This window comes from Gallaecimonas zhanjiangensis, assembly GCF_057624825.1.
Genome location: NZ_CM172603.1, coordinates 1,775,198 through 1,801,177 on the forward strand (window position 1 = coordinate 1,775,198; position 25,980 = coordinate 1,801,177).

Sequence of the window (25,980 nt, forward strand, 5' to 3'; positions counted from 1 at the left end):
CAAATATCAGGAAAACACAATTCACCCGGCACAATACTATTCCTGGCGCTGCAACAAATTGGCCGGCGAGTACTGATCGGTAAGGATACGGGCGCCAGTATCCCAGTCGGTGGCGGTGCTAAGGGCTGGCGGGTAATCCTCGATAGCCACCCCAAAAGGGGCCAGGCGCTCGGCTAAGGCCGCCGCCCGCTGCTGCAAGGTGGCTTTACTGGGCAATGGGGCAGTGGTGGCGATCACCACCCGGTTTTGGGTGTTGTCCATCTTGAAGTTAAAAAAGGGCCCGAATACCTGGCGGTAGGTGGCCGATTCATGGTCGTAGAGCTTGCTGGTGGAAAAGGTGTTGGCCACCAACACGCCGTTATTGCCCAAAAGCGTGCGGGTTTCTTGTAAAAACTCCTGGGTCATCAGGTGTTCGGGGATGTAATCGCCGTTAAAGGCATCGAGGATCACCAAGTCGTATTGGGCTTTTTGCAGCTGCGCCCTTTTGATAAAGACCCGGGCATCGCTCACCTTGACCTGCATTTTTGGGTCTTCTTCAAAACCGAAATAGGTTTTGGCCACTTTCTCCACTGCTGGGTCTATCTCGACGATATCGATGCTGGCATTGGGGTAGAGCCGGCGCAGCACCGTCGGCACCGAGCCGCCGCCAAGGCCCACCATCAAGATTTTTTGAGGCTCTGGGTTAACCAGTAACCCGGCCAGCACCATGCGCACATAGGGAAACACCAGTTTCTGGCTGTGGTCCAGATACTGGCAGGTTTGGTTTTGATCGCCGCGCACCGCCGCAAACACCAGGCAGCGGCGGCCGTTTTGCTCCACCACCGAGATGTTTTGGTACAAGGAGCGTTCCTGATGCACCGTTTTGGCATAGGTGCTGGCGGCAAAGGCAGACAGCAGCAGGGTTAGCAGCCTCATAGATAAAACCTCTTAAAACGCAGGTGCCCGGCAAAGGCGGCAAGGGCCCCCAGCAACAGCATGCCCACCAGGGTCAGCATGATGGTGTCTACCTCAAACCACAGCACTAGGTAAAAGGAGGTAGCCAGGGTGCCAAGGGCGCTGCCGAGGGTGGAGACAAAATACAAAAAGCCTGCCACCTGGCCGCTGTGCTGCGAGTTTTGCACCAACAGGCGCACCGAGTAGGGGGCAATCATGCCTAAAAGGATGGTGGGCAGTAAAAAAAGCGCCGTTGCCGCCAACAGCGAGCCGTAGCGCGGATCGGTGACCTTGAGGAACACCGCCGCCATGATGGTCTCGCCAAAGAGTACGATGGGCAGCAGTGCCAGGGCCGATAAGGCGTAAAAGAGGCCGTAGCGGCCAAGGCTTGGCCGGTGCAGCGACAGCCTGCCACCGATCAGGTAGCCAAGAGAGAGCGCCACCATAAAGACGGTGATAACCGATCCCCACACATAGATGCTGGAGCCAAAGTAGGGCGCAAGGATCCGCCCCCCCAGCAGCTCCACTGCCATGATGGAAAAGCCGCTGGTAAAGGCGAGGATAAACACCAACAGGTTGACGGGCTCAAAGGTGGTAACGGGGGGCGGGGCTGTACTGTCCATGTGGCTCGCAGGTAAACGGCAAAGCCTATTTGTCTAACAATTCACCGCCGAGATCCAGCCCCAGGCCACAAAGGGTAGGTTTACATCGCTAGAGCGCAATCTTTGGTAAACAAAAAGCCCTGCTCATTGAGCGGGGCTTTTGCGATCTGGTACACCCGAGTGGACTCGAACCACCGACCCCTACCATGTCAAGGTAGTGCTCTAACCAACTGAGCTACGGGTGTATACATCTGAATTTTTGGTACACCCGAGTGGACTCGAACCACCGACCCCTACCATGTCAAGGTAGTGCTCTAACCAACTGAGCTACGGGTGTACACGTCTGAATGTTGGTACACCCGAGTGGACTCGAACCACCGACCCCTACCATGTCAAGGTAGTGCTCTAACCAACTGAGCTACGGGTGTACTGCCAGCCACAGGCTGGAACGGACGCCAATAATAGCGATGCCCCCGGATGGCGGCAAGTGCAAAAGCGTAGCCAAGCGGTTGTTTGGCGAGCTTTTATGCAGCGGCCTTGGCAAAAGTTGTTCAGCGCCTTCGCGCTCGTCCCGTAAATGCGCTATTTGTTTTGTAAATGTTAACTAAAGGTTTATTTTGGTTAATGCCATACTGCTTGCACTAGGAAGAGGGACGCCGACGGACTGGCTTATAAAACCATAACGAGGAAGCCATTTCATGAAGAGCAATCATGTCGCGCCGCTTGCGGTTGCCGTATCTCTGGCCCTGATGGGGGCCGCCCACGGCGACGAGCGCTATATCGTCACCTTTAAAGAAGGTAAGGGCCCGCAGGTGATGTCTGCCGCCAAGGGCCTTGGCGGTAAGGTCAAACTGCAACTTAGCGCCCAAAACGCCGTCGCCATGGAGCTACCGGCCCAGGCCTTAAAAGGCATTCAAAACAACCCCAACGTGGACTTTGTGGAGCCAGACGCCAAGCGTTACCCGCTGGCCCAAGTGGTGCCTTACGGCATCGACATGGTGCAGGCGCCCCTGGTGACCGACGCCATGGCCAGCAACCGCACCGTTTGTATCATCGACTCCGGCTACGATGTCGCCCATGAAGACTTGTCCCAGAACGATGTGGACGGCGAGTATGATGCCGGCACCGGCTGGTGGTACACCGACGAAAACCACCACGGCACCCACGTTGCCGGCACCATTGCCGCCTATGGCGGTAACAGCGTCGGGGTGGTGGGGGTCAACCCCAGTGCCACCCTCAAACTGCACATTGTCAAAGTGTTCGGTGCCGACGGTTGGGCCTATTCGTCTTCCCTGGTTACCGCCTTGAATAAATGCGTGGCGGCGGGCGCCAACGTCATCAACATGAGCCTTGGCGGCAGCGTGAAAAGCCGCACCGAGGACAGAGCCTTTGCCAATGCTTACGCCAATGGCGTGCTGAGCGTGGCCGCCGCTGGTAACGACGGCAACACCCGCCACTCTTATCCGGCTTCTTACGACTCGGTTATCTCGGTTGCCGCCATTGACGAGAACAAGGCCCACGCCGATTTCTCCCAGCGCACCAGCCAGGTTGAGCTGTCGGCTCCCGGCGTTGGCGTGCTCTCAACCGTGCCCATGGGCACCGCCCTGGTGGCCAGCACCACCGTTGGCGGCAGTGATTTTGCCGCCCTCGGCATGGAAGGCTCGCCCGTTGCCACCGTCACCGCTGCCCTTAGTGATTGCGGCACCGGCGAGAGCACCTGTAGCGCGCCTGGCCAGGTTTGCCTAATTGCGCGCGGCGCCATCAGCTTTGCCGATAAGGTACTGGCCTGTGAAAACGGCGGCGGCGTTGGCGCCATCATCTACAACAACGAGCCGGGCGCCTTAAGCGGCACCTTGGGCGATGTCACCACCAGCATTCCGTCTGTGGGGGTAAGCGCCGCCGATGGCGCTGCCATGCTGGCCAAGCTTGGCCAGAGCGCCACCGTTGCCATCGAGCCCGGCAACTACGCCTACTACGACGGCACCTCCATGGCCACGCCTCACGTGGTTGGGGTGGCGGCCTTGGTGTGGAGCCATTATCCGAGCTGCACCGCCGCCGACATTCGTAACGCCCTGGATGCAACCGCTGAAGATCTGGGCGCGGCTGGGCGGGATGACTACTTCGGTTACGGCCTGGTGCAGGCCAAGGCGGCATACGATTACTTGGAAGCCAACGCCTGTGGCGGTAGTGGCACCGGTGGCGACACCGGCGACACCGGCGGCACCCCTGGCGGCGGCAAGGGCGGCGGTAAAGGCGGCAAAAAATAACACAAGCCGCGACGGTAAAACGCCACCTTCGGGTGGCGTTTTTTATTGCCCCGGCCTTAAGCCGCAGCGGCCCAAGAGCTGCTGCCAAGCCTGGGTATGGCGCCTAAGGGCCTGGTGAAACTGGCCACTTAAGCTTTGCGGCGTGTCGGCGGCCAGATAGGCAATGTTGGGGTCGGCCGGGTGGGGCAGGGCGCTGATAAGCGGCCACAAGGCGCCTTTTAGGGCGCGGTCTGCCGCCACCAGCTCACCCAGGTAGGGCTGAACCTGCTTGCCGTAATAGCTGAAGAAAAAATCCCGCACCGCTTTGGCCTGGCTGCCGGGCCGGCCGTTCACGCACACCAGCTTGTCACCGTGGCGCTCAATCAGGTCGCTGACGCTATCGAGATAGACCCTGGCGTCGCTCAAGTGCTGGTTTAGGCGGGCCAGGATGCGGTCATTCTCAAATTGGCCAAGGGCCTCTTCGAGGCGGGCCATGCGCTTTTCATCCGGCGCCTGCAGCAAGGCGCTGATATCCAAAAAAAGGGTTTGGGCCGATGCGGTACCGGCAAAGTCCATGGCGCTGTGGTCAAAGCGCCAGTTGGCTTTAAAGGCCTCGTCGTCGCTGACAAGGCGCCAGGCCACCAGCGGCAGGCTGGCTTTTTTCTCGGCCACCAGTTGGCTAATCAGGGCGGCCAGCTCTGGGTCGTCGCTGTGGCACTGACTCAGGGCGCTTAGCAACTTGAGCTCATACAAAAAGCGCTGGGACGGCGGCGCGGTTTTCCCCAAAGGGGCGTTGCGCTCGCCAATCAGCCCCAAGATATCGCAGTGGCGAAGGGCATAACCCTGCTTGAGGTTGACTGTCACCTCTGGCACCGCCAATGCCCATTGGCGGCCACCGCCTTTTGCCAGCAGCGGCGGGTTGATTTGGGGGGCTTCTGCGCCCAGCACCCGCGCCAGACGCGCCGGATAATCGGCCAGCACATCGGGGCGCGGCGAGCAGGCTGCCAGCAGCAGCGCTGCTAACAGCCCGAGCCATTTCACGTGACCACCTCAAGGGGGATCTGGGCCTGGGCGTTACGGCGGTGCAGTACCCTTACCCGCAGCACCAGCATGATGGCGGCAGAGCTCAAACCGGCGATAAAGCCTATCCAAAAGCCAGAAGCGCCCATGGCCGGGAAGAGAAGGTCGGTGAGGCCAAGGGTGTAACCGAGCGGTAGCCCTATCACCCAGTAGGCCACAAAGGTGATGAAAAACAGCGCCTTGGTGTCCTTGTAACCGCGAAGGGCGCCGCCGGCCACTACCTGGAAGGCATCGGGGATTTGATAAATGGCGGCCAGTAATATCAGGTGCCCGGCCAGGGCCAGTACTGCGGCGTCGTCAGAGTAGATGGTGATGATGTACTTGGAGAACATCACCGTCAGCACGCAGGTGGTCAGGGCCACCGCCACCCCCAGCACAAACCCGGCGTAGCAACTGGTGCGGGCCGCCGCCGGGTGGCCTTCGCCCATGGTGTGGCCCACCCGAATGGTGACCGCCAGGGCCAGGCTCATGGGGAACATGAAGATCATCGAGCTAAAGTTGATGGCGATTTGATGACCGGCCACCACCACGCTGCCCAAAGGGGCGATGAGCAACGCAACCAGAGCAAACAAGCTCACCTCGAAAAAGAAGGCCAATGCAATGGGAATACCTATCTTGGCCAGGTGCAGGATCACCGAAAAATCCGGCCAATAGAGCTTTTTATAAAGGCCAATGTGGTTAAAGCGCTGGGTGATAACGGTATAGAGCCAAATCGCCAGCAGCATAAACCACATCACCAGCGCGGTGGCCAGGCCACAGCCGGCGCCGCCCAGGGCCGGCAGGCCAAAGAGGCCGTGGATAAACACATAGTTGGCAGGAATATTCACCAACAGCCCTAAAAAGCCAATGACCATGGTGGGAATGGTGTGGCTCATGCCTTCGACAAAGTTGCGAAGGCTGTTGTAGAGCGCAAAGGCTGGCAGGCCAGCGCAGACAAAATAGATATAGAGCGTGGTTTTTTCAGCCATGGCCGGTGCCACCGCCATTTTTGCCAGTATCCAGGGGGTGAGGGGCGCCAGCAGGATAATGAGCGCAGTAATGCCAAGGGTCAGCCAGGCCCCTTGCTGCACTATGGGGGCAATGGCGCCGTCGTCCTTGGCGCCGTGGTGGTTGGCCACCATGGGGGTCAGGGCCATGCAGATACCCAGCACAAAGAGCGCCATCGGCCACCACAGGCTGGCGCCCACCGCAACCGAGGCCATGTCGTCGGCGCTTACTTGGCCGGCCATCACCGTATCGACAAAGCTCATCAGGGTTTGGGACAGCTGGGCAATCAGAATGGGCGAGGCAAGACGGGTTAAGCGCCCCATTTCCTTGAACATAAAAAGGGATATCCGGACCGGTAGAACAAACTGGCGGGCATTGTATGCCATTGGCGGCGCAAATGCCGCCAATGGCAGATTGTTTTAACCGGCCTGGTAGAGCCCCTCCAACAGGGCCCTTTCATAGCGGGTCATGGTGTCTTGGGCCACTTCGCTGTCGTCGCCCAGCGACAGGCTGGAGCTCATCAACACAAACAGATAACGCTCGCCGGAGGCGCCGGTAAAAAAGCCGGCCAGGTTGCTGCTGCCGTTAAGGGTGCCGCTTTTGGCCTTGATATTGCCCTTAAGGGGCGGGCGGGTGAGGCTGTGGCGAAACTTCAAGGTGCCGCTGACACCGGCCACCGGCAGCCCCTGGTACACCGCCATCTGCGGGTGGCTGGCAAGGTATTGAAGGGCGCCAGCCAGTTCTCTGGCGCTCACCAGGTTGTCTCTTGAGAGCCCCGAGCCGTCCACCAAGGTGGCCGGTTGCAAGCTCAGCCCCAGGTGCTCGGCCAGGGCCTTTTTCACCGCCCGCACCCCAAGGGCAAAGCTGCCCGGCTGGCCGGGAGCACGGCCCAGGGTTTTGGCGAAGTTGTCGGCGTAGAGGTTGTCAGAGGCCCGCAGCATATGTTCGAGCAATTTGGGTAGCGGTTTGGAATGCACCACCGCCAGCGGCTGCCAGTGGCCTTTGGCGCTGTCTTGGCGTTTTATCTGGCCGCCAAGGTGGATGCCGTTGCGTTTTAGCTCGTCTTTGAGCACATCGCTGATGTAAGCGCTGGTGTCGCTCACAGCGAAATTGAGCGGCCAGACCTCGCGCTCGTCGGTGACGCAGCCGCTTAGCTGGTAGTGGTTTTGTGGGCCGCGCTGCAACTCTAACTGGCAAAGGTTTTGCTGCTGCTGGGCTGGGCTGACCACCTCGACCTCGCTGCTCACCTGCACCGGTTGGAAGGGCGGCACGTAAAAGCGGGCGGCCTCTCCTGGCTTTTGCACGCTAAGGCTTGCCGCCACGCAGTTATGGGCCAGGGTCAGGCTGGAGGCCGGGGCGCTGTAGCACACCCCCAGGTTGTCCCAGGGCCAGCCGGGGCCGCGCTCGTAGCCGCCGAAGGCGCTGCCATCCAAAAGCAGGTCGCCGCTTATCTTGCGAATGCCCTGGCCCTTGAGCGCCTGGAGCATCTCCACCAACTGGGCGCGGCTTAAATCGGGGGCGCCGCTAAACACCAGGCGCAGATCCCCCTGCCAAGCGCCGCTTACCGGTTGGCCACGGCCTTCAAGGCGGGTGTCAAAGCGAAAATCGTCCCCCAAGGTCAGCTCGGCGGCCAGCGCCGTGAACAGCTTTTGGGTACTGGCCGGGGGCAGTAGCAGGTCGGCATTGTGCTCTATGCTCAAATGACCCTGCCCCAATGGTTTGACGATAAGCGCCACCTGGCTGCCGGCAGGGCGCTGGCTCAAAAGGCTTTGCCAGTCGGCCGACAGGCTTTGAAAGGAGAGCAGACCTAACAGAAAGGGCAGGCAATAACGCATGAATAATCAATCCTTTTGGGTGCCGGGCCATGATGCCATGTTAAAAGCCCTCATGGTAATGTGGCGCCATGGATAATCCCCTGAACAGCGACGTACTGGCCCGCCTGTCCGAACACCCCGAGGGCATCAGCGAGTACGAGCTACTCAAATCCCTGGCCGAACATCCCTTCTTGGTGCAAATCGATGTGGGGGGAGACTTGGGCCTTTTTCGCCGCCACTTTGCGCTGATGAATTGCCTCTATGGCCTTCGCCAGCAACTGGCCGAAGACGGCTGGGGCCTTGGCATCAGCGCCATGCACATTCAACTGCAACCAAGCCTTGGCCAAGGCGAGGGCCAAGGGCTGACCCTTAGCGACCCTTTGGCTAGCTATTACCTCGATTGGCAAGAGTTCGACAACACCGGCGCCGAGGAAGTGGAAGCCTTATTGAAAGGCTTTTGGCGCCGCTACGACGCCCTTGAGCACCAGTCTCAGGCCCTTGAGGATTTAGGGCTGGATGAAAACGCCGACTGGCGTATGATCAGGCGCCAGTACCGGTCCCTGGCAGCGCAGCATCATCCCGACAAGGGCGGCAATTGCCAGGACTTTATCCGTATCCGCCGCGCCTTTGAGCAACTGGCGCGGCTGCGTGGCAAAGGAGCCTGAATGTTTACCGGCATTGTTCAAGGTAAAGGCCAACTGGTGGCGGTTACCGACAAAACCGATTTTCGAACCCATGTGGTGCGCTTTCCCGACGAACTGCTGGGCGGCCTGGAGCTTGGCGCCTCAGTGGCCCACAACGGCTGCTGCCTGACGGTTACCGAGGTGAAGGGTAACGAGGTGTCGTTCGATCTCATCAAAGAAACCCTCAAGGTCACCAACCTGGGTGAGCTAAGCCCCGGCTGTGAGGTCAACCTGGAGCGGGCCGCCCGCTTTGGCGACGAGATTGGCGGGCATAGTATGTCGGGCCATATCCACTGTGTGGCAGAGCTGACCGAGATAAAAGACAGCCCCGACAACCGCACCCTGCGCTTTGTGCTGCCGGCGCCTTGGCGAAAATACGTGCTGCATAAGGGCTATATCGGGGTGGACGGCATTTCGTTGACGGTAGGCGATCTGCACCCCGACGGCTTCGAGGTCAACCTCATTCCTGAAACCCTGGCCCGCACCACCCTCGGCGCCAAGGTGGTGGGCGATGCCATTAACATCGAGATTGACCCGCAAACCCAGGCCATAGTGGATACCGTTGAGCGGGTGCTGGCATCACGCTAAAGGATTGTGGCTGTGGGTCGATACCAAGGGCAGCGCAGCTAAAAGGAGTTGACTGATGTTGTCCATTTCCGACCGCCTCAACAGCAACCTCAATCTGACCGGCAGTGCCAGTGCCAGCGAGAGCACCAGCCAAAGCAACGGGTCTGACGAGGTGCACCTTGAGAACCCCATGGCGAAAACCACCGCCAAGGCCCGTGAGCAGCAGGAAGCACAAAACAAAGCGGACGCCAACGACCCTCTGGCCCAGCTCAAGCAGCACATTAAAGAGCTGCAAAAGCAGGCCAAGGAGCTGCAACAGCAGATCCAGGCGCTGCAAAGCAAAGACATGGACCCTGACGCCAAGGCCCAGCAGTTGGATGCGCTAAGCCAGCAGCTCAATCAGGTGCAAGGCGCCCTGATGGACGCTTACAGCCAACTGGCGGAGGCTAATCGCAAAAACAATGGCGGTGCCAGCGGCGCCGTTATTGCCACGACCGCTTGATGGCCTTGGCCAGGTTGGCCCGGGCCTGTTTCTCAAAGCGCTGGTAAAACACCTCACTGTGATAAAGCCTCGGGGCCCGGGCGATGGATTTAAGCACCTTGCTGCGGCCCACCTTGTACAACAGGCTCGGCACATGCCGGTATTCCTGGCGAATTTGCTGCTCGTAGCGCTCAAAGGCGGCGGGCTCTGCGCCAAGAATGGCCAAATCGATGTCCAGCAATAGGCCTTCGTCCGGGCTTTGCGGCACCGCCGGGTGCGCGGTGAGCTGCACCAGCCTTGCTACCTTGTCGCCAAGCGCTTCCTCTTCCCCCAACTCGGCCAAACAGGTCTTGGCCCACAGCGCGCTTTGGGCTTCGTTGTCCTTGGCTTTGGGGTCGTAAATCACGTCATGAAACCACAGCGCCAGCTCAATGGCGTCCGGGTCGGCAAGTTCGGCTTTTACCTCGTCAAAAAGCGCCAGGCAATGGCGGATATGCTCAAGGCTGTGGTAGGCGCGATGGGGCTCGCTGTAGTGGGCGAAAAGCGCGTCAAAGGCCCCTTGGCCCTCTGGGAAGCGCGTGAGCCAGCGGCTGTTAAGTTCCATGATTGTCCTCGGCGCTGAGGGTATTTCTTAGCGCATCTTCGTAATAAAAAGCCCTGCCGATATCGCCGAGCTGCCAGGAGACGTTCTCCAGCACCACCAGGCTCTGGCCCTTATTGAAGCTCAGCAGCGATTCGTACCCCGGCAGGTAACCGCTGTGGCTGGCTTCGCTGCCCTTAAGCTGCAAGCCAAAACCGTAACCCATGGGCCCCCAGCGATAGGGGCGCTGCTGCCAGGCGGTGGTCATGGCGGTGTAGCTGGCGCGGCTCAAAAGCGGCGACTGGTGCAGGCACAGGTTCCAGTGCCATAAATCACGGGCGCTGGCCACCATGGTGCCTGAGGCAAGGTCGTTTGGCATCAGGGCCAGGGTATCAACCGGCGCCAGCACGCCGTCGGGTTGTTCCTCAAAGCCTTCAATTGGCTTGCCGCCCAGCATGGCGCACTGGCGATAAAGGCCGGCAAGCAAACGGCTAAAGGGCTTGGCGCGCACCCGGGCCAGGGCTTTGGCCAGCAACTGGTAACCCAGGTTTGAGTAGCGAAACTGGCTGCCGGGGGCAAAGGCCAGGGGTTTGTCTGGCGCCACCACGCCGCTGCTGTGGCTCAGCAACATCTTTAAAGTGACTTGCCCTTTCCAGGGCGGCAGGGTTGGAAGGTAGCGGCCTATGGGGTCGTCCAGTTGCCAAAGGCCATCGTCTACCCCTTGCAGCACCAGGGCAGCGGTGAGCTGCTTGCTGACCGAGCCCACCACATAGGGGCGGTCGATATCGCCCTGGCTAAAGGTTATGTCCCGGCCCTTGGCCACCAGTACTACCCCGGCAAAAGGCCGGGGGCCGCCGTCCAGGCTAAGGGGGGCGGCCAACGCCAGGCTTAGCACCTGCTGGCCTGGGCAAAAATGGTGTCTACCACCTGCTGGTTGGCGCGGGAGTCGGCCAGGGTGAGCCGGGGCGAGGCTTCGCCGCTAATGACCTCACAAAAGTGATTGATCATATTGAGGTAATGGTCGCTGTTGCCAAAAAAGCGGGTCTCGCAATGGCTGGCTTTGTCGGTGTAAAAATCCACCTTGGCGCCGTGGGGGCCGTCCATGGGGTTAAAGGGCGCGTTCATCTCGATGCGGCCAAGCTCGCCGTGAATGCTCATGCCCTGGCAGCGTTCAAGCTGGGTGCCGCAGTAAAAATTGGCCCGGGCACCGTTAAAGTCGAGGTTGAAATCCACAAAGCGGTCAATGCCGTAGTCAGGGTCCAGCTCCATATGGGCGTCGATAAGCCTTGGCTCGCCTAGCGCCATGCGCCCGGCAATGATTGGGTAGACCCCTACATCACGCAGGCCGCCGCCGCCCATTTCTGGGCTGTTACGAAAATCCCCGTCTTTTTTGTTGAAGTAGGTGAAGTGGCCGCTGGCCTTGTAAATGCGGCCAAGTTTGTTGGCCGCCAGCAGTTCTTTTACCCAGTCCCATTGGGGGTGAAAGGCAATCATAAAGGCTTCCATCACCTGTTTACCGGCCTTCTCGGCGGCGTCCATGATGGCGTCAATTTCTTCGGCTTTAAGCGCCATGGGCTTTTCCACCAGCACATGCTTGCCAGCGGCCAGGGCTTTTAAGGTCCATTCAACGTGCATGTGAGTGGGCAGGGGAATGTAAACCGCATCCACCTCGGGGCTTGCCAGCAGCGCTTGGTAGCTGTCAAAGGCAAAGCGGGCACCCTGCTGGGCCGCGTATTGCTGGGCTTTGCCCATATCGCGGCTGGCAACGGCCATCAGGGTGCAAAGGGGGGATTTGTTAATGGCCGGCAGCACGAATTTATGGCCAATCTTGGCAGTGCTGAGAACGCCGAAACGCAGCATGGCATGCTCCTTATGTCAAAGGTGGCCACACCCTAACGCCTTGGCATGGCCGGGGTAAAGTCAGGATGGCGTGGGCGGCGGCGCAGGCGTGCCGGGTGGCAGCGAGCCAAGGCGGGCGCTTCCTTGCCAAATCAAAGACTTCTACCCTGGCATTTCGGGCTTTGGGGGTAAAGTCAGGCAAGGCTTGCCAGTAAGTTTCGGCACAGGCGCACAAAATCCGACGAGGTGAGCATGCCCACCAGCTTGCCGTTTTCATCGACCACCGGCAGGCAGCCGTGGCGGTGTTTGAGAAAGAAATCGGTGACGGCCAGCAGCGGGGTGTCGGGGGTAACGGTGGCGCAATCCACCTCCACCAGCTCGCGCACCGGGGTTTGCCCCTCGCGGCGCTCCAGGGCGTTGGCGCCATAGGTGGCCAGCAGGTTGATAACGGCGGCCATCATCCGTTTTTGGGTGAGCATACCCACGAACTGCTCGCCTTCCATGATGGGCAGGTGGCGAATGCCTTTGTCGCGGGTAATGGCGTGAGCGTCTTTGAGGCTGGCGGTCAGCGGCAGGGTGACCAAGTTTTTGGTCATGATGTCGGCGGCGGTTTGCATGGTTTGGCTCCTTGAAAACGCCAGTTCAGCATAGCCTGCCAGGCAAGGTGCTGATCTGGCGCAAATCCTTATCTGTCGAGACCGGCAAAGGTGAAGTTTATCTCGGACGCCTCAGCAAAATCGGCATCGCTTAGGCTACTGACCTCATAAAGTGGCAGGCTTTGCTGCACGGCTTCCAGCGATTGGTTATCCACCATGCTGTTGCCGCTACTGTGGCTGACATCAAGGCCGAGGGCCTGGCCCTGACGATCAAGGCGCACCGTCACCACCACCAGATATTGGGCCAGCTCCGGATGGCAAACCCAGTCGGCGTGGCTTACCACTCGCTGCTGCATTTGGGCGGCGCAGGCTGCCAATCCCTGGCAGGCTTGGGGCTCGGGCTGCTCGCTGCACCCGGCAAGGGCCAGTAAGGCCGGCAGTAATATCCTTTTCACTGCATTTATCCTTATTACTCGTAAGCGTTAAAAAAGCCTTTGGGTATCAACAGGTTTTTGCGGCCAATCTCGCTTAGCTGGCGCTCACCGCAAAGGGCCATGGAGATATCCAGCTCCTTGTGCATCACCTCAAGCGCTTTGCTGACCCCCGCTTCGCCCATGGCCCCCAGGCCATAGATATAGGCGCGCCCGGCCATGCAGCCGTCGGCTCCCAGGGCCATGGCCTTGAGGATGTCCTGGCCGGAGCGTATGCCGGAATCGAGATACACCTCGGTTTTGCCGCCCACCGCCTCGATGATGGCCGGCAACATGCGAATGCTCGACAGCGCCCCGTCCAACTGGCGGCCGCCGTGGTTGGAAACGATGATGGCATCGGCGCCAAAATCGGCGGCGCGGCGGGCGTCTTCTTCATCGAGGATGCCCTTGAGAATGAGTTTGCCGCCCCACATGTCGCGGATAGCGGCAATTTTGTCCCAGTCGAGCTTGAGGTCGAACTGCTCGGCGGTCCAGCTCATCAGGGACGAGGCATCGGTTACCCCTTTGGCGTGGCCGACGATATTGCCGAAAAAGCGCCGCTTGGTTTGCAGCATTTGTAGGCCCCAGCCCCATTTGGTGGCGAGGTTGAGCATGGTCGGCAGGGTGAGTTTTGGTGGCGCCGAGAGGCCATTTTTAAGGTCTTTGTGGCGCTGGCCGAGGATCTGTAAATCAAGGGTCAGCACCAGCGCCGAGCAACCGGCCTTTTTGGCGCGCTCGATAATGGCCGCCAAAAAGTCCTGGTCGCGCATTACGTAGAGCTGAAACCAAAACGGCTGCTGGGTGTGGGCGGCCACGTCTTCGATGGAGCAAATCGACATGGTGGAGAGGGTGTAGGGCACGCCAAATTTTTCGGCGGCGCGGGCTGCTTTTATCTCGCCGTCGGCGCACTGCATGCCGGTCATGCCCACCGGGCTTAGGGCCAGCGGCATGGTTACCTTTTGGCCCAGCATCTGGCTTTGGGTGCTGCGCCCAGACATATCCACCGCCACTTTTTGCTTGAGGCGAATGCGGGCGAAATCATCACAGTTGTCGCGAAAGGTTTGCTCGGTGTAGCTGCCGGACTCGGCGTAGTCATAAAACATCTTGGGCACGCGGCGCCGGTAGATGCGTTTTAAATCCTCGATACAGGTGATAACGGCCATGAATACTCCTTTCAGTGCGAAGGCTCAGGCGGGGGCAACTCCCGATAACCACGAAAATTTGACGGCGAGTAGATGACGCGGCGCAAGTTGTGACCGTCGGGGGCATTAAAGGCCACCACCAGATAGGCGCCGTCATCGATTAAATACCGCAAGTTGCCAATGCCGAAAAAACGCGCCATCAGCTGCCGCAGAGCCGTGTCGCTCAGCTGCTGCTCGGCATCTACTGCCTCGGGTTTGAGAGTGAAATTGACCAGCACTCCGGCGCCGCCGGGGTCTTTCACCACCTTGACCGAGGAGAACGGTTTGGGAACGCCCTTAAGGTGCTGCTGTACATAAGAGACAAAGGTGGCAGCGGTGTCGTCGGAGCTATGGCTCAGCGCAGAGAGGGCGTGGCGGCCCAGATTTAAAACCAAAAAGATGGCCAGCGCCTTCCAAAACCAACTAAAAAAGCGTTCTGCCGTAATCACTTAGCGTCCTCCTGCCACATCAATAAAGCTCCCTGTTACATAAGCGGCGGCGTCGCCAAGCAGCCAGGCTATGGCCTCTGCGACTTCCTCGGCGGTGCCGCCGCGCTGAAGTGGGATCTGCGGCGCCAGGCGTGCAACCCGGCCCGGCTCGCCGCCGTCGCTGTGGATATCGGTGTCGATAAAGCCCGGGCGCACCCCGTTTACGCGAATGCCGCTACCGGCAAGCTCCAGGGCCAAGCCTCGGGTAAGGGTATCCATGGCGCCTTTGGAGGTGGCGTAGTCAACGTATTCAAAGGGCGAGCCGCTGCGGGCGGCGAGCGATGAGACATTGACGATAGCCCCTGTTTGCATGCGCTTGATGGCCTCTTGGCAACACAAAAAGCAGCTCACCAGGTTGCTTTTGAGCACCCTTTCAAAGCGCGCCAGGGAGATATCTTTAAAGGCCGCCTGCTCGAACAGCACCCCAACGTTATTCACCAGATGGGTAACGGTGCCAAGCTGGGCTTCGGTTTGGTCAAAAAGGCGCTTTACCTCGCTGGCCTCGGCCACATCGGCCTGGCAGCAGATGGCTTCGCCCCCTTGGGCGTGGATAGCCTCGACTACGGCGTCGGCGGCGGCTTGGTTTTTCAGGTAGTTAACGCACACCTTGTAGCCCTGGGCTGCCAGCAATTTGGCGGTAGCGGCGCCAATGCCGCGGCTGGCACCGGTAACTATGGCCACCTTACTCACAGCGCCTCTCCCAGCTCTACGCTGCCTTTGAGGTAGCTGACGCAATAACCCGCCACCAGCACCCGCTCACTCTCCAGGCGGCAAAAAAGCTCGCCGCCCCGCGCCGAGGCTTGAAAGGCGTGCAGCGCCACTTTACCCAGGCGCTCGGCCCAGTAAGGGGTGAGCCCGGCGTGGATGGAGCCGGTTACCGGGTCTTCAGCGCCGCCATTGGCGGGCCAAAAATAGCGAGAGACAAAATCGTGGTTATCGCCTGGGGCGGTGGCCACCACATCAAAAGGGGCCAGGGCTTTAAGGGCCTCAAGGTCGGGGTTTAAGGCGCGCACCTCGGCTTCGCTGCCGTACACCGCAAAATAGGCCTGGGCGTTTTTAAGCACCTGCCGGGGCTTGGGCTCAAGGCCGGCTAAAAGCGCCGCTGGCGCCTCGCAAGCTTGAGGCGCCCGGTTGGGAAAGGACATCTCAATCAGCCCCTTTTCGCCCTTGGTGACCACCAGCTCCCCCACCGCCTTGGCGTAAAACCGCAAGCGGCTTGCCTGTGGGTTCTCGCCAAACAGCACATGGGCGCTGGCGAGGGTGGCGTGGCCGCAAAAGTCGATTTCGGTCAGGGGCGAAAACCAGCGGATATGAAAAACGCCGTTATCGTCTTTGACGACAAAGGCGGTCTCGGAGAGGTTGTTCTCGGTGGCGATGGCCTGCATCAGCGCCTCTGGCAGCCAGGCCGCCAGGGGCATTACCGCAGCCTGGTTACCGCCAAAGCGGGTGCGGGTAAAGGCATCGACCACGAAGAGGGGGTAGGGCATGGGGAAACCGTCCTTGAAAGCGCCAGGATTTTACTGGCACCTTTATCATCAAGGCATTGTTTTGTCATGGCCTTTCTTGTTTTCCCTGAGCACAAACGCCATGTAGCTCACCACCACGATGTTGATTAAAAACACCACCAGGCTCAGCCAGCCGGGGCGGGTGCACAGCTCGTAAATCTCAAAGGGCAGGTAAATGGCGCCGCTCAACAGGGCAAACCATTCGGTCCAGGTGTAGCTGCGCCACAAGCCATAGGCTTCCACAAAGCGGATAAGGCTATAGCCAAAGGCGGCCAGGGCAAACAGGCTGACGTTGGGGCCGGTCAGCCAGCCTTGGTGGTCCATAAAGAGGGAGGTGATTTTGTCGTCGGGGCTCAGGTGCATGCGATGCACCAGGGTTTCCATCAGCCCGGCCACGTCTTTACCGGCCAGGGTATGCAGGCCGATGGCAACCAACAACGCCAGTATGCCTTTGGAGGCTTCCAGCATGGCTACCGCTCGCAGCCCTTTTTTTGAATGCGCCATAGTTCAGGGGGTCAATCAACAAGGCAGGCAGTATAGCCACAGCATCTGCTGCTGAATACGGGCTTTTTGTTTAACAAAGTGTCGAGGCTCAGGACGCCTTTTTGGGCAGTGCCCGCACTTTTCTGAGATCCCGCACCCACATCACGTTCTTGTTGGATTTTTTTACTTCGAACAAGTCGATAGCCAAAAACAGATCGCTGAGCTTTTTAAAGCCGTGGTTACGCGGGTCAAAAGAGGCATGGTTTGAAATATGGGTGCCCACAGCACCCAACTGTGCCCAGCCGTCACCTTCTTCTACTGACTCAATGGCTTGGCGCAGCATGTTAATCAGTTTGGTATCGCTTTTGATGCTTTTGGCGGGCTTGGGAGCCGGTTGCTCGGCAGGGGCGGGGTCATCGAGATATAAGAAACGCGAGCAACTGTTTACAAAGGCACTGGGGGCTTTTCGTTCGCCAAAGCCGATAACGAACTTACCGTCGGCCAGGGTGCGGGTAACCAGCGGGGTAAAGTCGCAGTCAGACGACACCAAACAAATGATGTCGATGTCTTTGGTGTAAAGCACGTCCATAACATCAATCACCAATGCCATGTCGGTGGCGTTTTTACCCTTGGTTAAATCAAATTGCTGCACCGGTTGAATGGCAAATTCATGGAGCAGCTCTTCCCAGCGCTGTAACGTGGGGCTTTTCCAGTTGCCGTAGGCTTTGCGAATGTTAACCACGCCATAGCGGGCAAGCTCGGATAGCACTTTGTCTATCTTGGCGGCGGGTGCGTTGTCGGCGTCAATAAAGAGGGCGATTTTCTCGGCTTTGTTCATGGGCATCCCTGCCTCTTGGGGTTTGGCTAGCCAAGGGCTGCGTCAACGGCCGCCTGGGCGTGGATAAGAGCGGTGTCAAAAAGTGCCACCTGGGTGTCGGCCTGGTTTACCAAGAGGCCAATCTCGGTGCAGCCAAGGAGCACTCCCTCGGCCCCTTGGGCGGCCAAGGCCTCGATAATGCCAAGGTACTGGGCTTTGGAGTCCGGGTTGATGGTGCCCTGGCAAAGCTCCTGGTAGATAACCTGGTGCACCAGGGCGCGCTCTGGCGCCGGTGGGGTCAGCACCTCAATGCCAAAGCCCTCGGTTAGCCTGGCGCGGTAAAAATCCTGCTCCATGGTAAAGGCGGTGCCCAGCAGGCCTACCTTGCTGATGCCTTTGGCCTTTAACACTTTTGCTGTGGCATCGGCGATATGCAGCAGTGGCACGTCAAGCACCGCTTCTATGTCGCTTGCCACCTTGTGCATGGTGTTGGTGCAGATCAGCACCAACTCGGCGCCAGCGGCTTGTACCTTGCTGGCCGCATCTTGCAGCAAGGTGGCGGTACCGGCCCAATCCCCTTGGTGCTGGCGCGATTCAATGTCGGCAAAGTCCAGGCTGTAGAGGGCGATTTTGGCTGAATGCAGCCCGCCAAGGCGCTTTTTTACGCCTTCGTTGATGGCGCGGTAATAGCTGGCGGTAGACTCCCAGCTCATGCCGCCAATCAGGCCGATGGTCTTCATTGGGCAACCTCAGCGCGGGGCAGCTCTTTTTTAAACAATAAGATGGCCAAGTACACCAGGCCAGCTGCCGGTAACACCGATGCAATGGCGCCAAGGAACCCAGCAACCACCGGGTTTTTAACCTTGCCACGGGCAACCCAGTAACAGAGCACTCCCATCACCGGAACGAATACCGCCAGAAACTGGCCAAGAAGCGTCGCGTTGATTGCCATAACAAGTCCTTGGATTAGCGTTTTTGTTATCTAACCGTAGATGGGCCGTGAAATGCAAGGCGGGCCGCGCCCTATTAAGGCAGCGCCTTAAAGCGCGGTATGTCGCCAAGGGCCGGCTCCCATTCAGCCATGCTGGCGGTAAAAAGATGGGCGGTGGGGGTAAGGGGCGGGGCCTTATCCAGGCAACCGGCAGGCACCAGTAAATTACTGCCGTTAAGGGTGGGGAGCGCCGAGCCGCAATGCTGGCAGAAGCTTTTATTGTGGCGGGTGCCGGGCAGGGTATAAGTGGTGAGCGCCGCCACGCCTTTTAGCCACTCTATGGTGGCATCCATCAAAAACACGTTTGCGCCATGGGCCGAGCCGGTGTCTTTTTGGCAATGCTGGCAATGGCAAAGATAAAAGCCGGTAAAGGCGCCTTTCGCCTCAAAGCTGATGGCGCCGCACAGGCAACTGCCTTGTAGCGTCAGTAATGAGGGGGTTTTTAAAGAATCCATAAATGTCACCTGGGTAAACCTGAGCCAAGCATAGCGGGTTGAGTGTAGAGGGGAGCCAGCAGGAAAGGGGTGAAAGGCGACGAGTCAATAGAGGCTTCTGCGCTAAAAAGCGGCGCGCTAGAAGGCTTATATTATAAGTTGCTAAACTTTCATTAACTACACTTAGTTGCGCCATTTTCCGGTTGGAATAATTGGGGCAACACCATGAATACTAAAATGATTTTGCTTACTTCCACCCTGGTCGCCAGTGGTTGTCTGCTGCCGGTTTACGCCGGCGACGACAGCGCCAGCCTATTGCAAGACGCCCTTAGCGCGGCGCCGCCCACCCTTCGCGATAAGGTCACGGTGGTGGATTGGAATAAAAACGTGCTGCAAAAGGGAGATAGCGGCTACACCTGCTTCCCCACGCCGCCGCAATTACAGGGCACCGCCCCCATGTGCATGGACGCCGCCTGGATGGAATGGGCGGACGCCTGGATGAATAAAAAGCCCTTTACCGCCAAAGCCATCGGTATTTCCTACATGCTGGCCGGTGACGGCGGTGCCAGTAACACCGACCCTTTCGCCGAAGGGCCAACGGCCGACAACCAATGGATCAAGGAAGGGCCGCACCTGATGATCATCACTCCTGACCAAGCCATGCTGGACGCCCTACCCACCGATCCGGCAAACGGCGGCCCCTATGTGATGTGGAAGGGCACCCCCTACGCCCACATCATGGTGCCGGTAGGGAGCCGGTAAATAGAAAAGCCCCGTAAAGGGGCTTTTCTTATGTCTGCCTTGCCAATTTCAGTTTAGGTCTGCGGTGATTTTAAAAACCATGCTTACCAAATTGTTGAGTTTAAGGCAGTGTTTTCCTGCGTTTGTAAGCGGGGAGTGGCTTATGCTTGGTGAGTGATGCGTGTTTGCTGAAGCGGGTAAAGTCCAAAGAATGCAACAGTCACTTGTTAGAGGGTTTTTAGATGATCCATGGGTCGTTCTCACCAATTGAAATTTTCATTGTTTCGAATTGTTCTGAACTATCACAAAGATGAATGGATAGGCCGCCTTCTAGGTTAATAACTATTGTCCTTGCACCATAAATTCGCACAGATTCGACCGGTACATTCATTATTTCGTAGAAAACACTATCAGGCCATTTCCCTTCTTCCCAAAATCCAACCTCTACTTCTTTTTTAAATAAGCTGATTTTGGATTGGACTGCGAAGTTGACTTCACCAAAGGTAAATTGGATATCAAATTGCCCAACTCTGATTTGGGTGCATTCAGAGCCTGCCATAACATCAAGATTTAATTCCTTTGGTATTCCGTACATATGACCTCTAACACCCGCCTCAACTGCCGGAGCCTACTGGCGCCTTTTGTGCGGCTTTTTGCACATGGCCGAAGGTGATATTAACCCGATAAAACGGACACGCAGTTGTTGTTAATTGGCTGTAAAAATAAAAAACATTTTTAATGGAAAAACACGCTATCGGATGAAGAAAACACCTTCTAAGGCTGATGAATTCCGCACTGTCGATGCAATACGAAAACCTAGACTTTTGGTTGCTCAGAAGAAGGGGGTCCCGTGTTATTTTTCCACAGTTATTTGTTATAGAGCAACTTTTTCCTGCAAAACTCTTGAGCCTAAATTTTTATTATAGAGCCAATATACTTCAAAATTTGGCTCGTAATCCGAACTTAAATCTTGATTCATTCCAGAACCAAAACCGTCAGACATTTGCCCATCATATGAGTCTACAAATGAAGCCAATTCAGTCTTGTTTAACTCACGATCAACATGAAATACTGAGATAGCTTCGAGAAAGTTAGTTTCGGGATTTAATCTTAGTACTATTGATGGGCCAACTTGAATTAGCGTCGGTCCATCATATTCAATGAATTCAGAAATAGTTCCAAAATCAGGATTATAGACTTTGCCATTTAGCTCCATGAGGACTTCAGTTGTGGCAAGTATAAATTCACCATTAGAGTCGTTTCCAATTTCAGCGACAAGTGGAGTGATAGCAGTAATTTTATACATATTTTTAATTCCTCTTTGTGCATAACGCCTCAATCACCTGACAACCTAGCCAGCTGATGTTCACCCGATAAAACGGACACGTGATTTTTATTAATTGGCTGTAAAAATATTTTTAATGGAAAGTACGCTATCGGATGAAGAAAACACCTTCAAGGCTGATGAATGCCGCACTGTCGATGCAATGTGAAGAGCTAGAATTTTGGTTGCTCATAAGATGGGTGTCCTTTTTCTTACTTGAACTCCAGGCTGTACTGCTGAGTGCGTTTTCCGGTCTTGTAAGCAGGCATCGACTTCCTCTCGGTGAGTTAGCGATGCGTGTCCGTTAAAGCGGGTGAGGTCCACAGAACACCACAGTCACTTATTAAACGTCTATTTCAGTATAGTTGGATATTAATTTTTCACGCTCGTAGCTTAAGAACTCAGGCTTTTCATGTATTTTTTTATTGATAATTTCTTTTATTACCAAATCTTGATTGAGATCTTTATCTATATATTTTTCTATTTTGTCTATTGCTGACCTTGGGACACCATACTCGGCAAGGATGGTAAGGTTTTCTCGAACAAAGTCACTTTCGATTGAGCTTGCATAAAATGTATAATTTCCCGGTCTTACACCAAGCTCACTGCAAACAAATCTTTGAAGTTCATTTACAACAAGCAACCATTTTGGAATTTTATATTGAAACCAGTGACGCAAAATCTGAAAGCTATCTCGTATTGATTCATCGAGTATTTCTTTGTCACTCCAACTATCATAGCGTTCGAGTTTTTTCTTATAAACAAAGTTGTTTTTTACTAATTCAATGATGCTTTTATTGATCCCATAGTCAAAAGTAATCTTAACAATTTTTTTCTTTGTCATTGGGTTAACATTTTCGCCTGGTTTTATAAGGTAATCCCAAGCAAGTCCTAAACAATATTCAAGTTGTCTGTATCTTGGGGTGGAATCCCAACATATCAACTCATAGTTTTCTCTTATGTCTTGTCTGATTCTTGAGATTAGCGAATCTTGGCCTCGAATGTAGAGAGAATTCCTAGAAAAAATCTCCTTTTCGTTTTCTGGAATTTTTGATAAATAATGATATTGCTCACTTTCCTTATCTAGAATATTCTCATTATTGATATTTATAAGTACTTCATCTGAAATAGGGTTTTGCTCGAAGAAAGGAATATCAATATATATTTGGTCATGTTTGGGTGTTGGGTTGAAATTGAATATCCTACCAACATAATGCTCCATTAACCGTCCGGCTCTACCTTTAATGTTTGAGTAATCAAAAAAGTCAATTGGAGTATTTCTTCCTTTCTTGTGATCAAAAAAGACTACATTTTTTGCAGTTGTGTTGACACCTTCGATTATTGTTGCTGTACAAAATAGAGTCTTCAATATTCCGCTATTGAAATAATCAATGATCGATGATGTTAAGTGTTTCTGTAAAGCACCATCGTGAACTCCAATTCTATATTTTAAACAATCAACAAGAGTCCAGTCTTCTGAGACATAGGTTTCTATCCAATCTATGATTGAAAGATCACGATTTCGAGGAGGCTCACTTTTTTCGATCAAGTATTTTAAGAATTCAGCTGATAAATATCTGGCTCTAGCTGGGGACGAACAATAGATTATAGTGTTCTGTTCTTTGAGGTCATATAGCAAGTCAAATAGTACTCTTTCCTTATACTTTTTCTTTTCTCCTTGCGCACCGAATTTACCTTTGTGTTCTTGGTATATATCAATTTCATCACACCCAACTAGGCTATAGTTTGTTTTGTAAAAAACAGCATTATACTTTTCTTCAAACCCTTTAGATATACCCTCTATGTTAGGGCCTAACAGATAAAACTTAGGGTTAAATTTTTCTAGAATATATCTAAATGCATTATTCAAAGAATCCGATCTTTCATCGTCTCTCTTTGAACTTAATTTATAAAACTCGTCAATGATAAGAAAATCAATGTCTGGCAAGTTTTGGTATTCGTTAACCCTCTCTGAGGTTAAAAGGAATAAGTTACTTTTCTCAGTAGATGCTTCTTGTGATGTTCGAACTATTATTTTGTAATTTTCTTCATACTTCGAGAGTTTCTTTCTGGTCTCATCTAATAACGCCAATGTTGGTTGTATTACAACAATATTCTTATATTTATAAGATGCAACAATTTCCTCAATGAGCAGACTTTTTCCGAAGCTTGTAGGAGCACTTACAATTACATTCTTATCTGAGTTCAATAAATCGAGAACATATTTTTGTTCTTCGTGAAAATACTTATCTTGTATGTTTGAAGATAAACTAGCTATTTGTCTGATTCTGGAACTGGTTGATGAAAGATTTAATCTTTCTTTTTTTAGGTATGGGTAGAAGCCGATAGATTCTACCAAGTCAGCTAACATTTCATCCAGTGAATTTGAAAACTTTTCCCTTGAATTTAATACGTGAATTAAAAGATTAATACCTTCTTCTTCATCTTGAATCAAAGCTGCTGCACAATGACGATAAATATCAAATGTTTCTGAACTATTGAATTCAGTTGCTGTTTGGATTTTCTCTAGCATTTCAGTCATTTCTACTCTCCAACAGATTGTAATAGAGAGAGTTTATGGTGCAATTTTTTTACAAGAGTTTTCTTACACTGGACAGGAAGAAGTATTACTATTATTCGTAATCTTGACTTCAGTGGATGATTGTTTCTGTCATTAAAATATTTTTGTAACTCCCTGATCTTATTCTCATACTCATCAATAAAGCTAGGATTGCCTTCATCATCGTACTTTGAAAACAAGTCGCAACTATATGTGCATAACAATGGAATATAGATTTCGTTTAATTTGTCTTTAAGCTTTGTTGATGATGAGAATAATTTTTTCCAATGCTCAGATTCAGGTATATTGTCAAAATGCTTTATCTTCTTTGCAATTAAACCAAACTCTGAATCTAAGTAATCAACTTTAAAATGCTCTTCTATGTCCTTTATGAGTTCGCTCAATCCACGCTTCGGATCAAGATAGAGCTTGGATTCTCCTAGCCATAGCGTTTTTGATTCTGGTTCAATGTGTACGCAATCAAAGCCATGCACTGTATGACCAAGCGAGTCTTTAAAATATATTTTAGAGAGAAGAGGTATTGTATTGAAGTGATCTCTTAATATTAAATGAAGAATTAGCTCTCCGAACTCTCCTCTTCTGAGATACTTATCATCAAGCTCATCGTCAATATGACCATTGTTTTTATAAATATCTCTTACTTTCTGAAATTCATCGATTTTATAAATTGAATTTGCAGCTTCAATAATTTTTTCAAGAGTTTGTGTGTTTTCAGTGCTTGTACCTTCATGAAATCCAAATGAAAATTCATGGATTACATTTGTGATTTTTGTTACAAGTTGAGACCACCTATATTTGCTAACTCCACCATCATCTAAATCAAAACCAACTAAAAAGCTCTTAAGCTTGTCTTCTGATATTTTCGATTCAATTACATTCCTTGAACCGAATGGTCCATTTTCCATATAAATTCCATAATATTGTTAATTAATGATCTAGAGGTTTTGCACAAAGACGTTTAACGTCCGCCTAACAGGCGCAAAAAGCTGGCTAAAAATAGGAACGAAGTGACGCAAGTCAAGCTTTTTTGCGTCCTTTGTTGAGGCGTTTGTTAAATGCTTATTTCTTCAATTTGAACAATGAATCCGACCAAAAAACCCCATTACGATCATATTTTTTAGGTGATTTACTATAATCGAAAAGTTGTTCTGATATTTCGGTAGAAATTTTTATAGTTTGAAGAAGCCTATCCCTTAACTGCTCCACCGATTTTGACTTTTCTGAATTGGAACTGCCACCCATAATTAACTCATGAGTATTGGAAATTTCTAGTTCATTATTTCTACAAAACAATGAGAACCTTAACAAATCCTGCGCTAACTCCTGATTTAAAACATATATTTTAGCTAAATCTAAAGCTATTAGACCATTATCTGAGAGCTTTAGTTTATCGTAATCAATTTTTTGACCATAACTATCAGAATCAATAATGCTATCGAGCTTTATAACGTTAGCTTCTTGATGTCTTTTGACATTAATCAATTCAGCTCTAGCAAATAGAGCAATGTCTTTCTTTTCGTTTTCTTTTTGCTTTTTATCTCTGAGGGATACAAAAAAGGCGTTTGCCATTTGAGCTAGAATGTAAGCAAAAACACCTATCAATGCTGCAACAATCCTTATATCTAAAGGCCAAACAGCTATTTCAGATACTTCCGGCATACTCAAATTTCTCCTTGGCATTTAACAGTTTTATTAGCGAGCGCGCTCGCTGTCACTCATCAGATCAGTTGCCATTTGTTATGCTAACCAACTGATATCCCTTTTCATTATCTTCTCATACAGTTTCTTTGACTCAATGAAACCGAGCGGTCGCGTTTTTATGCGAGACATGCGCTCGTTATCATCACGTCGGATGAGTTAAATCATATTATTTTTTAGCAACTTATTACTGGTCGTTCCAGTAAAAGCGAGCCTAGTGCGTTGTCACAATAGCCCTGTTGAGATAGGTGCAACAGATACGCTGTATATAAAAACAGAAAACGTAAGGGCACACCCTCTAAACACCCACACTACAAAAACGCTAACGAAGGCACCTGCTCTTTTGCCCGTTAAGTGGAGCGCTTTGCTCACGGGGCGAGCGCGTTAAAAAATCAGTCCGGTGGACTGATTTTAGCGGGTGAGCGCGAGCGGCTTGTCCGCGAGCTGACGTGGAGGGGCAGCTGAGACAAGGGCGAAACTCGAAATGAAAGCGCTGCTTTCATGCAGCTGAGCGCGAGGCCCTGGATGGCCGAGTTGGGCCTGACCACCATGGATGGTCGCAGTCAACATGGACGGTGCTTTTGGTTGGGCAGCCCCGCTGACTTTTGGCGAAAACAAAAGTAGGGCGCCTGCCGGTGCGAGTACCGGCATTAAAGGCACAATCCGCCGAAGCAAAACTGGATTAATCCCTTTTTTATCATGATGTTGCGATTTAATTAAGGCGGGTGGCGGCGACGCTACCGCCCTTGGAATGCGGTTATCCAAAGTCCCTTTTGTGTTCAGAGCTGTATCCATCCTTGTTTCAGCCGTCTGCTCGGCGCAGGTGATGCTTGCCGAGTGACGCTTGGCACAAGCCTAA

At 53.7% G+C, this 25,980-nt stretch carries 30 protein-coding genes and 3 tRNA genes; 5 read left to right on the plus strand and 28 right to left on the minus strand.

All coding sequences use genetic code 11. From position 1 onward, the window contains the following. Positions 1-36: 36 nt before the first annotated feature. The 5 genes from AC22G1_RS08345 to AC22G1_RS08365 form a co-directional block, all read right to left on the minus strand. Positions 37-915 carry a spermidine synthase gene (locus tag AC22G1_RS08345; protein WP_487316347.1) on the minus strand — a complete coding sequence of 293 codons (879 nt, stop codon included), beginning with the start codon at positions 913-915 and terminating at the stop codon, positions 37-39. Further along, positions 912-1,556: a fused MFS/spermidine synthase gene (locus AC22G1_RS08350; protein WP_487316348.1), complete on the minus strand. Its 645-nt coding sequence runs from the start codon at positions 1,554-1,556 to the stop codon at positions 912-914. Before AC22G1_RS08350 ends, AC22G1_RS08345 begins: the two co-directional genes overlap by 4 nt. Positions 1,557-1,703: 147 nt before the next feature. Next, positions 1,704-1,780: transfer RNA gene (locus tag AC22G1_RS08355), tRNA-Val, on the minus strand. Positions 1,781-1,795: 15 nt separating this feature from the next. Continuing rightward, positions 1,796-1,872: transfer RNA gene (locus AC22G1_RS08360), tRNA-Val, on the minus strand. 14 nt (positions 1,873-1,886) lie between these two features. After that, positions 1,887-1,963: transfer RNA gene (locus AC22G1_RS08365), tRNA-Val, on the minus strand. A 270-nt stretch (positions 1,964-2,233) separates the two neighbouring features. Between AC22G1_RS08365 and AC22G1_RS08370 the strand changes: the two genes are divergently transcribed. Further along, the gene (locus AC22G1_RS08370; RefSeq protein WP_487316349.1) at positions 2,234-3,802 is read left to right on the plus strand and encodes a S8 family serine peptidase; all 1,569 of its coding nucleotides are present in this window, start codon (positions 2,234-2,236) and stop codon (positions 3,800-3,802) included. Between the two features lie 42 nt (positions 3,803-3,844). Here AC22G1_RS08370 and AC22G1_RS08375 read toward each other — a convergent pair whose 3' ends face one another. The 3 genes from AC22G1_RS08375 to dacB form a co-directional block, all read right to left on the minus strand. Next, positions 3,845-4,822: a DUF3080 family protein gene (locus AC22G1_RS08375; protein WP_487316350.1), complete on the minus strand. Its 978-nt coding sequence runs from the start codon at positions 4,820-4,822 to the stop codon at positions 3,845-3,847. Continuing rightward, a complete protein-coding gene (locus AC22G1_RS08380) occupies positions 4,819-6,183 on the minus strand; it encodes an MATE family efflux transporter (RefSeq protein WP_487316706.1) in 1,365 nt (454 codons plus the stop codon). Before AC22G1_RS08380 ends, AC22G1_RS08375 begins: the two co-directional genes overlap by 4 nt. Before the next feature lie 84 nt (positions 6,184-6,267). Then, a complete protein-coding gene (gene dacB / locus AC22G1_RS08385) occupies positions 6,268-7,683 on the minus strand; it encodes a D-alanyl-D-alanine carboxypeptidase/D-alanyl-D-alanine endopeptidase (RefSeq protein WP_487316351.1) in 1,416 nt (471 codons plus the stop codon). Between the two features lie 68 nt (positions 7,684-7,751). On the opposite strand from dacB, the gene AC22G1_RS08390 reads away from it, so the two are divergent. Genes AC22G1_RS08390 through AC22G1_RS08400 form a run of 3 tightly spaced genes read left to right on the plus strand, consistent with a single transcriptional unit; the run spans position 7,752 to position 9,414 of the window. Further along, positions 7,752-8,327 (plus strand): DNA-J related domain-containing protein, encoded by a 576-nt coding sequence (locus AC22G1_RS08390; protein WP_487316352.1) that lies wholly within the window; start codon positions 7,752-7,754, stop codon positions 8,325-8,327. After that, positions 8,328-8,933, plus strand: a complete 606-nt coding sequence (locus AC22G1_RS08395) for a riboflavin synthase subunit alpha (protein WP_487316353.1) — start codon at positions 8,328-8,330, stop codon at positions 8,931-8,933. It begins immediately after the preceding gene. Between the two features lie 55 nt (positions 8,934-8,988). After that, on the plus strand, positions 8,989-9,414 hold the full coding sequence (locus AC22G1_RS08400) for a hypothetical protein (protein WP_487316354.1): 426 nt from the start codon (positions 8,989-8,991) through the stop codon (positions 9,412-9,414). Here the strand turns inward: AC22G1_RS08400 and AC22G1_RS08405 are convergent. The 14 genes from AC22G1_RS08405 to AC22G1_RS08470 all read right to left on the minus strand — a co-directional run bounded on the left by AC22G1_RS08405 (position 9,395) and on the right by AC22G1_RS08470 (position 18,798). Then, positions 9,395-9,997, minus strand: coding sequence for an HD domain-containing protein (locus tag AC22G1_RS08405; RefSeq protein WP_487316355.1), 603 nt, complete (start codon positions 9,995-9,997; stop codon positions 9,395-9,397). The two genes, AC22G1_RS08400 and AC22G1_RS08405, sit on opposite strands and share 20 nt — an antisense overlap. Next, positions 9,987-10,868 carry a serine hydrolase domain-containing protein gene (locus tag AC22G1_RS08410; RefSeq protein ID WP_487316356.1) on the minus strand — a complete coding sequence of 294 codons (882 nt, stop codon included), beginning with the start codon at positions 10,866-10,868 and terminating at the stop codon, positions 9,987-9,989. The genes AC22G1_RS08405 and AC22G1_RS08410 overlap by 11 nt, the downstream gene beginning before the upstream one ends. Continuing rightward, complete coding sequence (locus tag AC22G1_RS08415) at positions 10,862-11,833, minus strand: Gfo/Idh/MocA family protein (RefSeq protein WP_487316357.1); 972 nt, start codon at positions 11,831-11,833, stop codon at positions 10,862-10,864. Before AC22G1_RS08415 ends, AC22G1_RS08410 begins: the two co-directional genes overlap by 7 nt. 173 nt (positions 11,834-12,006) lie before the next feature. After that, positions 12,007-12,429 carry a CBS domain-containing protein gene (locus AC22G1_RS08420; protein WP_487316358.1) on the minus strand — a complete coding sequence of 141 codons (423 nt, stop codon included), beginning with the start codon at positions 12,427-12,429 and terminating at the stop codon, positions 12,007-12,009. Positions 12,430-12,497: 68 nt separating this feature from the next. After that, on the minus strand, positions 12,498-12,863 hold the full coding sequence (gene tolA, locus AC22G1_RS08425) for a TonB C-terminal domain-containing protein (RefSeq protein ID WP_417362497.1): 366 nt from the start codon (positions 12,861-12,863) through the stop codon (positions 12,498-12,500). Positions 12,864-12,877: 14 nt separating this feature from the next. Continuing rightward, positions 12,878-14,041 (minus strand): alpha-hydroxy acid oxidase, encoded by a 1,164-nt coding sequence (locus AC22G1_RS08430; protein WP_487316359.1) that lies wholly within the window; start codon positions 14,039-14,041, stop codon positions 12,878-12,880. A gap of 11 nt (positions 14,042-14,052) precedes the next feature. Next, the gene (locus AC22G1_RS08435; protein WP_487316360.1) at positions 14,053-14,508 is read right to left on the minus strand and encodes a hypothetical protein; all 456 of its coding nucleotides are present in this window, start codon (positions 14,506-14,508) and stop codon (positions 14,053-14,055) included. Next, positions 14,509-15,237 carry an SDR family oxidoreductase gene (locus AC22G1_RS08440; protein ID WP_487316361.1) on the minus strand — a complete coding sequence of 243 codons (729 nt, stop codon included), beginning with the start codon at positions 15,235-15,237 and terminating at the stop codon, positions 14,509-14,511. Beyond that, the gene (locus tag AC22G1_RS08445) at positions 15,234-16,034 is read right to left on the minus strand and encodes a PhzF family protein (protein WP_487316362.1); all 801 of its coding nucleotides are present in this window, start codon (positions 16,032-16,034) and stop codon (positions 15,234-15,236) included. Before AC22G1_RS08445 ends, AC22G1_RS08440 begins: the two co-directional genes overlap by 4 nt. A 48-nt stretch (positions 16,035-16,082) precedes the next feature. Continuing rightward, on the minus strand, positions 16,083-16,556 hold the full coding sequence (locus AC22G1_RS08450) for a DUF2127 domain-containing protein (protein ID WP_050658538.1): 474 nt from the start codon (positions 16,554-16,556) through the stop codon (positions 16,083-16,085). 88 nt (positions 16,557-16,644) lie between these two features. Next, entirely contained in the window at positions 16,645-17,379 is a 735-nt protein-coding gene (locus AC22G1_RS08455; RefSeq protein ID WP_487316363.1) for an NYN domain-containing protein, read from the minus strand. A 20-nt stretch (positions 17,380-17,399) separates the two neighbouring features. Further along, entirely contained in the window at positions 17,400-18,092 is a 693-nt protein-coding gene (locus tag AC22G1_RS08460) for an aspartate/glutamate racemase family protein (RefSeq protein WP_487316364.1), read from the minus strand. Then, positions 18,089-18,304 (minus strand): hypothetical protein, encoded by a 216-nt coding sequence (locus AC22G1_RS08465; protein ID WP_487316365.1) that lies wholly within the window; start codon positions 18,302-18,304, stop codon positions 18,089-18,091. The genes AC22G1_RS08460 and AC22G1_RS08465 overlap by 4 nt, the downstream gene beginning before the upstream one ends. Positions 18,305-18,378: 74 nt before the next feature. After that, positions 18,379-18,798 carry a GFA family protein gene (locus AC22G1_RS08470; protein WP_487316366.1) on the minus strand — a complete coding sequence of 140 codons (420 nt, stop codon included), beginning with the start codon at positions 18,796-18,798 and terminating at the stop codon, positions 18,379-18,381. Positions 18,799-19,002: 204 nt separating this feature from the next. Here AC22G1_RS08470 and AC22G1_RS08475 point away from each other — a divergent pair, with 204 nt between their 5' ends. Continuing rightward, positions 19,003-19,539 (plus strand): hypothetical protein, encoded by a 537-nt coding sequence (locus AC22G1_RS08475; RefSeq protein WP_487316367.1) that lies wholly within the window; start codon positions 19,003-19,005, stop codon positions 19,537-19,539. A gap of 217 nt (positions 19,540-19,756) precedes the next feature. Here the strand turns inward: AC22G1_RS08475 and AC22G1_RS08480 are convergent, their stop codons facing one another. The 6 genes from AC22G1_RS08480 to AC22G1_RS08505 all read right to left on the minus strand — a co-directional run bounded on the left by AC22G1_RS08480 (position 19,757) and on the right by AC22G1_RS08505 (position 25,916). Beyond that, positions 19,757-20,113, minus strand: a complete 357-nt coding sequence (locus AC22G1_RS08480; protein ID WP_487316368.1) for a hypothetical protein — start codon at positions 20,111-20,113, stop codon at positions 19,757-19,759. 279 nt (positions 20,114-20,392) lie between these two features. Then, entirely contained in the window at positions 20,393-20,824 is a 432-nt protein-coding gene (locus AC22G1_RS08485; RefSeq protein WP_487316369.1) for a hypothetical protein, read from the minus strand. A 361-nt stretch (positions 20,825-21,185) separates the two neighbouring features. Next, positions 21,186-23,384, minus strand: a complete 2,199-nt coding sequence (locus AC22G1_RS08490; RefSeq protein WP_487316370.1) for a DEAD/DEAH box helicase — start codon at positions 23,382-23,384, stop codon at positions 21,186-21,188. A gap of 2 nt (positions 23,385-23,386) precedes the next feature. Continuing rightward, complete coding sequence (locus AC22G1_RS08495) at positions 23,387-24,328, minus strand: HamA C-terminal domain-containing protein (RefSeq protein ID WP_487316371.1); 942 nt, start codon at positions 24,326-24,328, stop codon at positions 23,387-23,389. A gap of 154 nt (positions 24,329-24,482) precedes the next feature. Beyond that, a complete protein-coding gene (locus AC22G1_RS08500; RefSeq protein ID WP_487316372.1) occupies positions 24,483-25,082 on the minus strand; it encodes a hypothetical protein in 600 nt (199 codons plus the stop codon). Positions 25,083-25,532: 450 nt separating this feature from the next. Further along, positions 25,533-25,916 carry a hypothetical protein gene (locus tag AC22G1_RS08505; RefSeq protein WP_487316373.1) on the minus strand — a complete coding sequence of 128 codons (384 nt, stop codon included), beginning with the start codon at positions 25,914-25,916 and terminating at the stop codon, positions 25,533-25,535. Positions 25,917-25,980 lie beyond the last annotated feature (64 nt).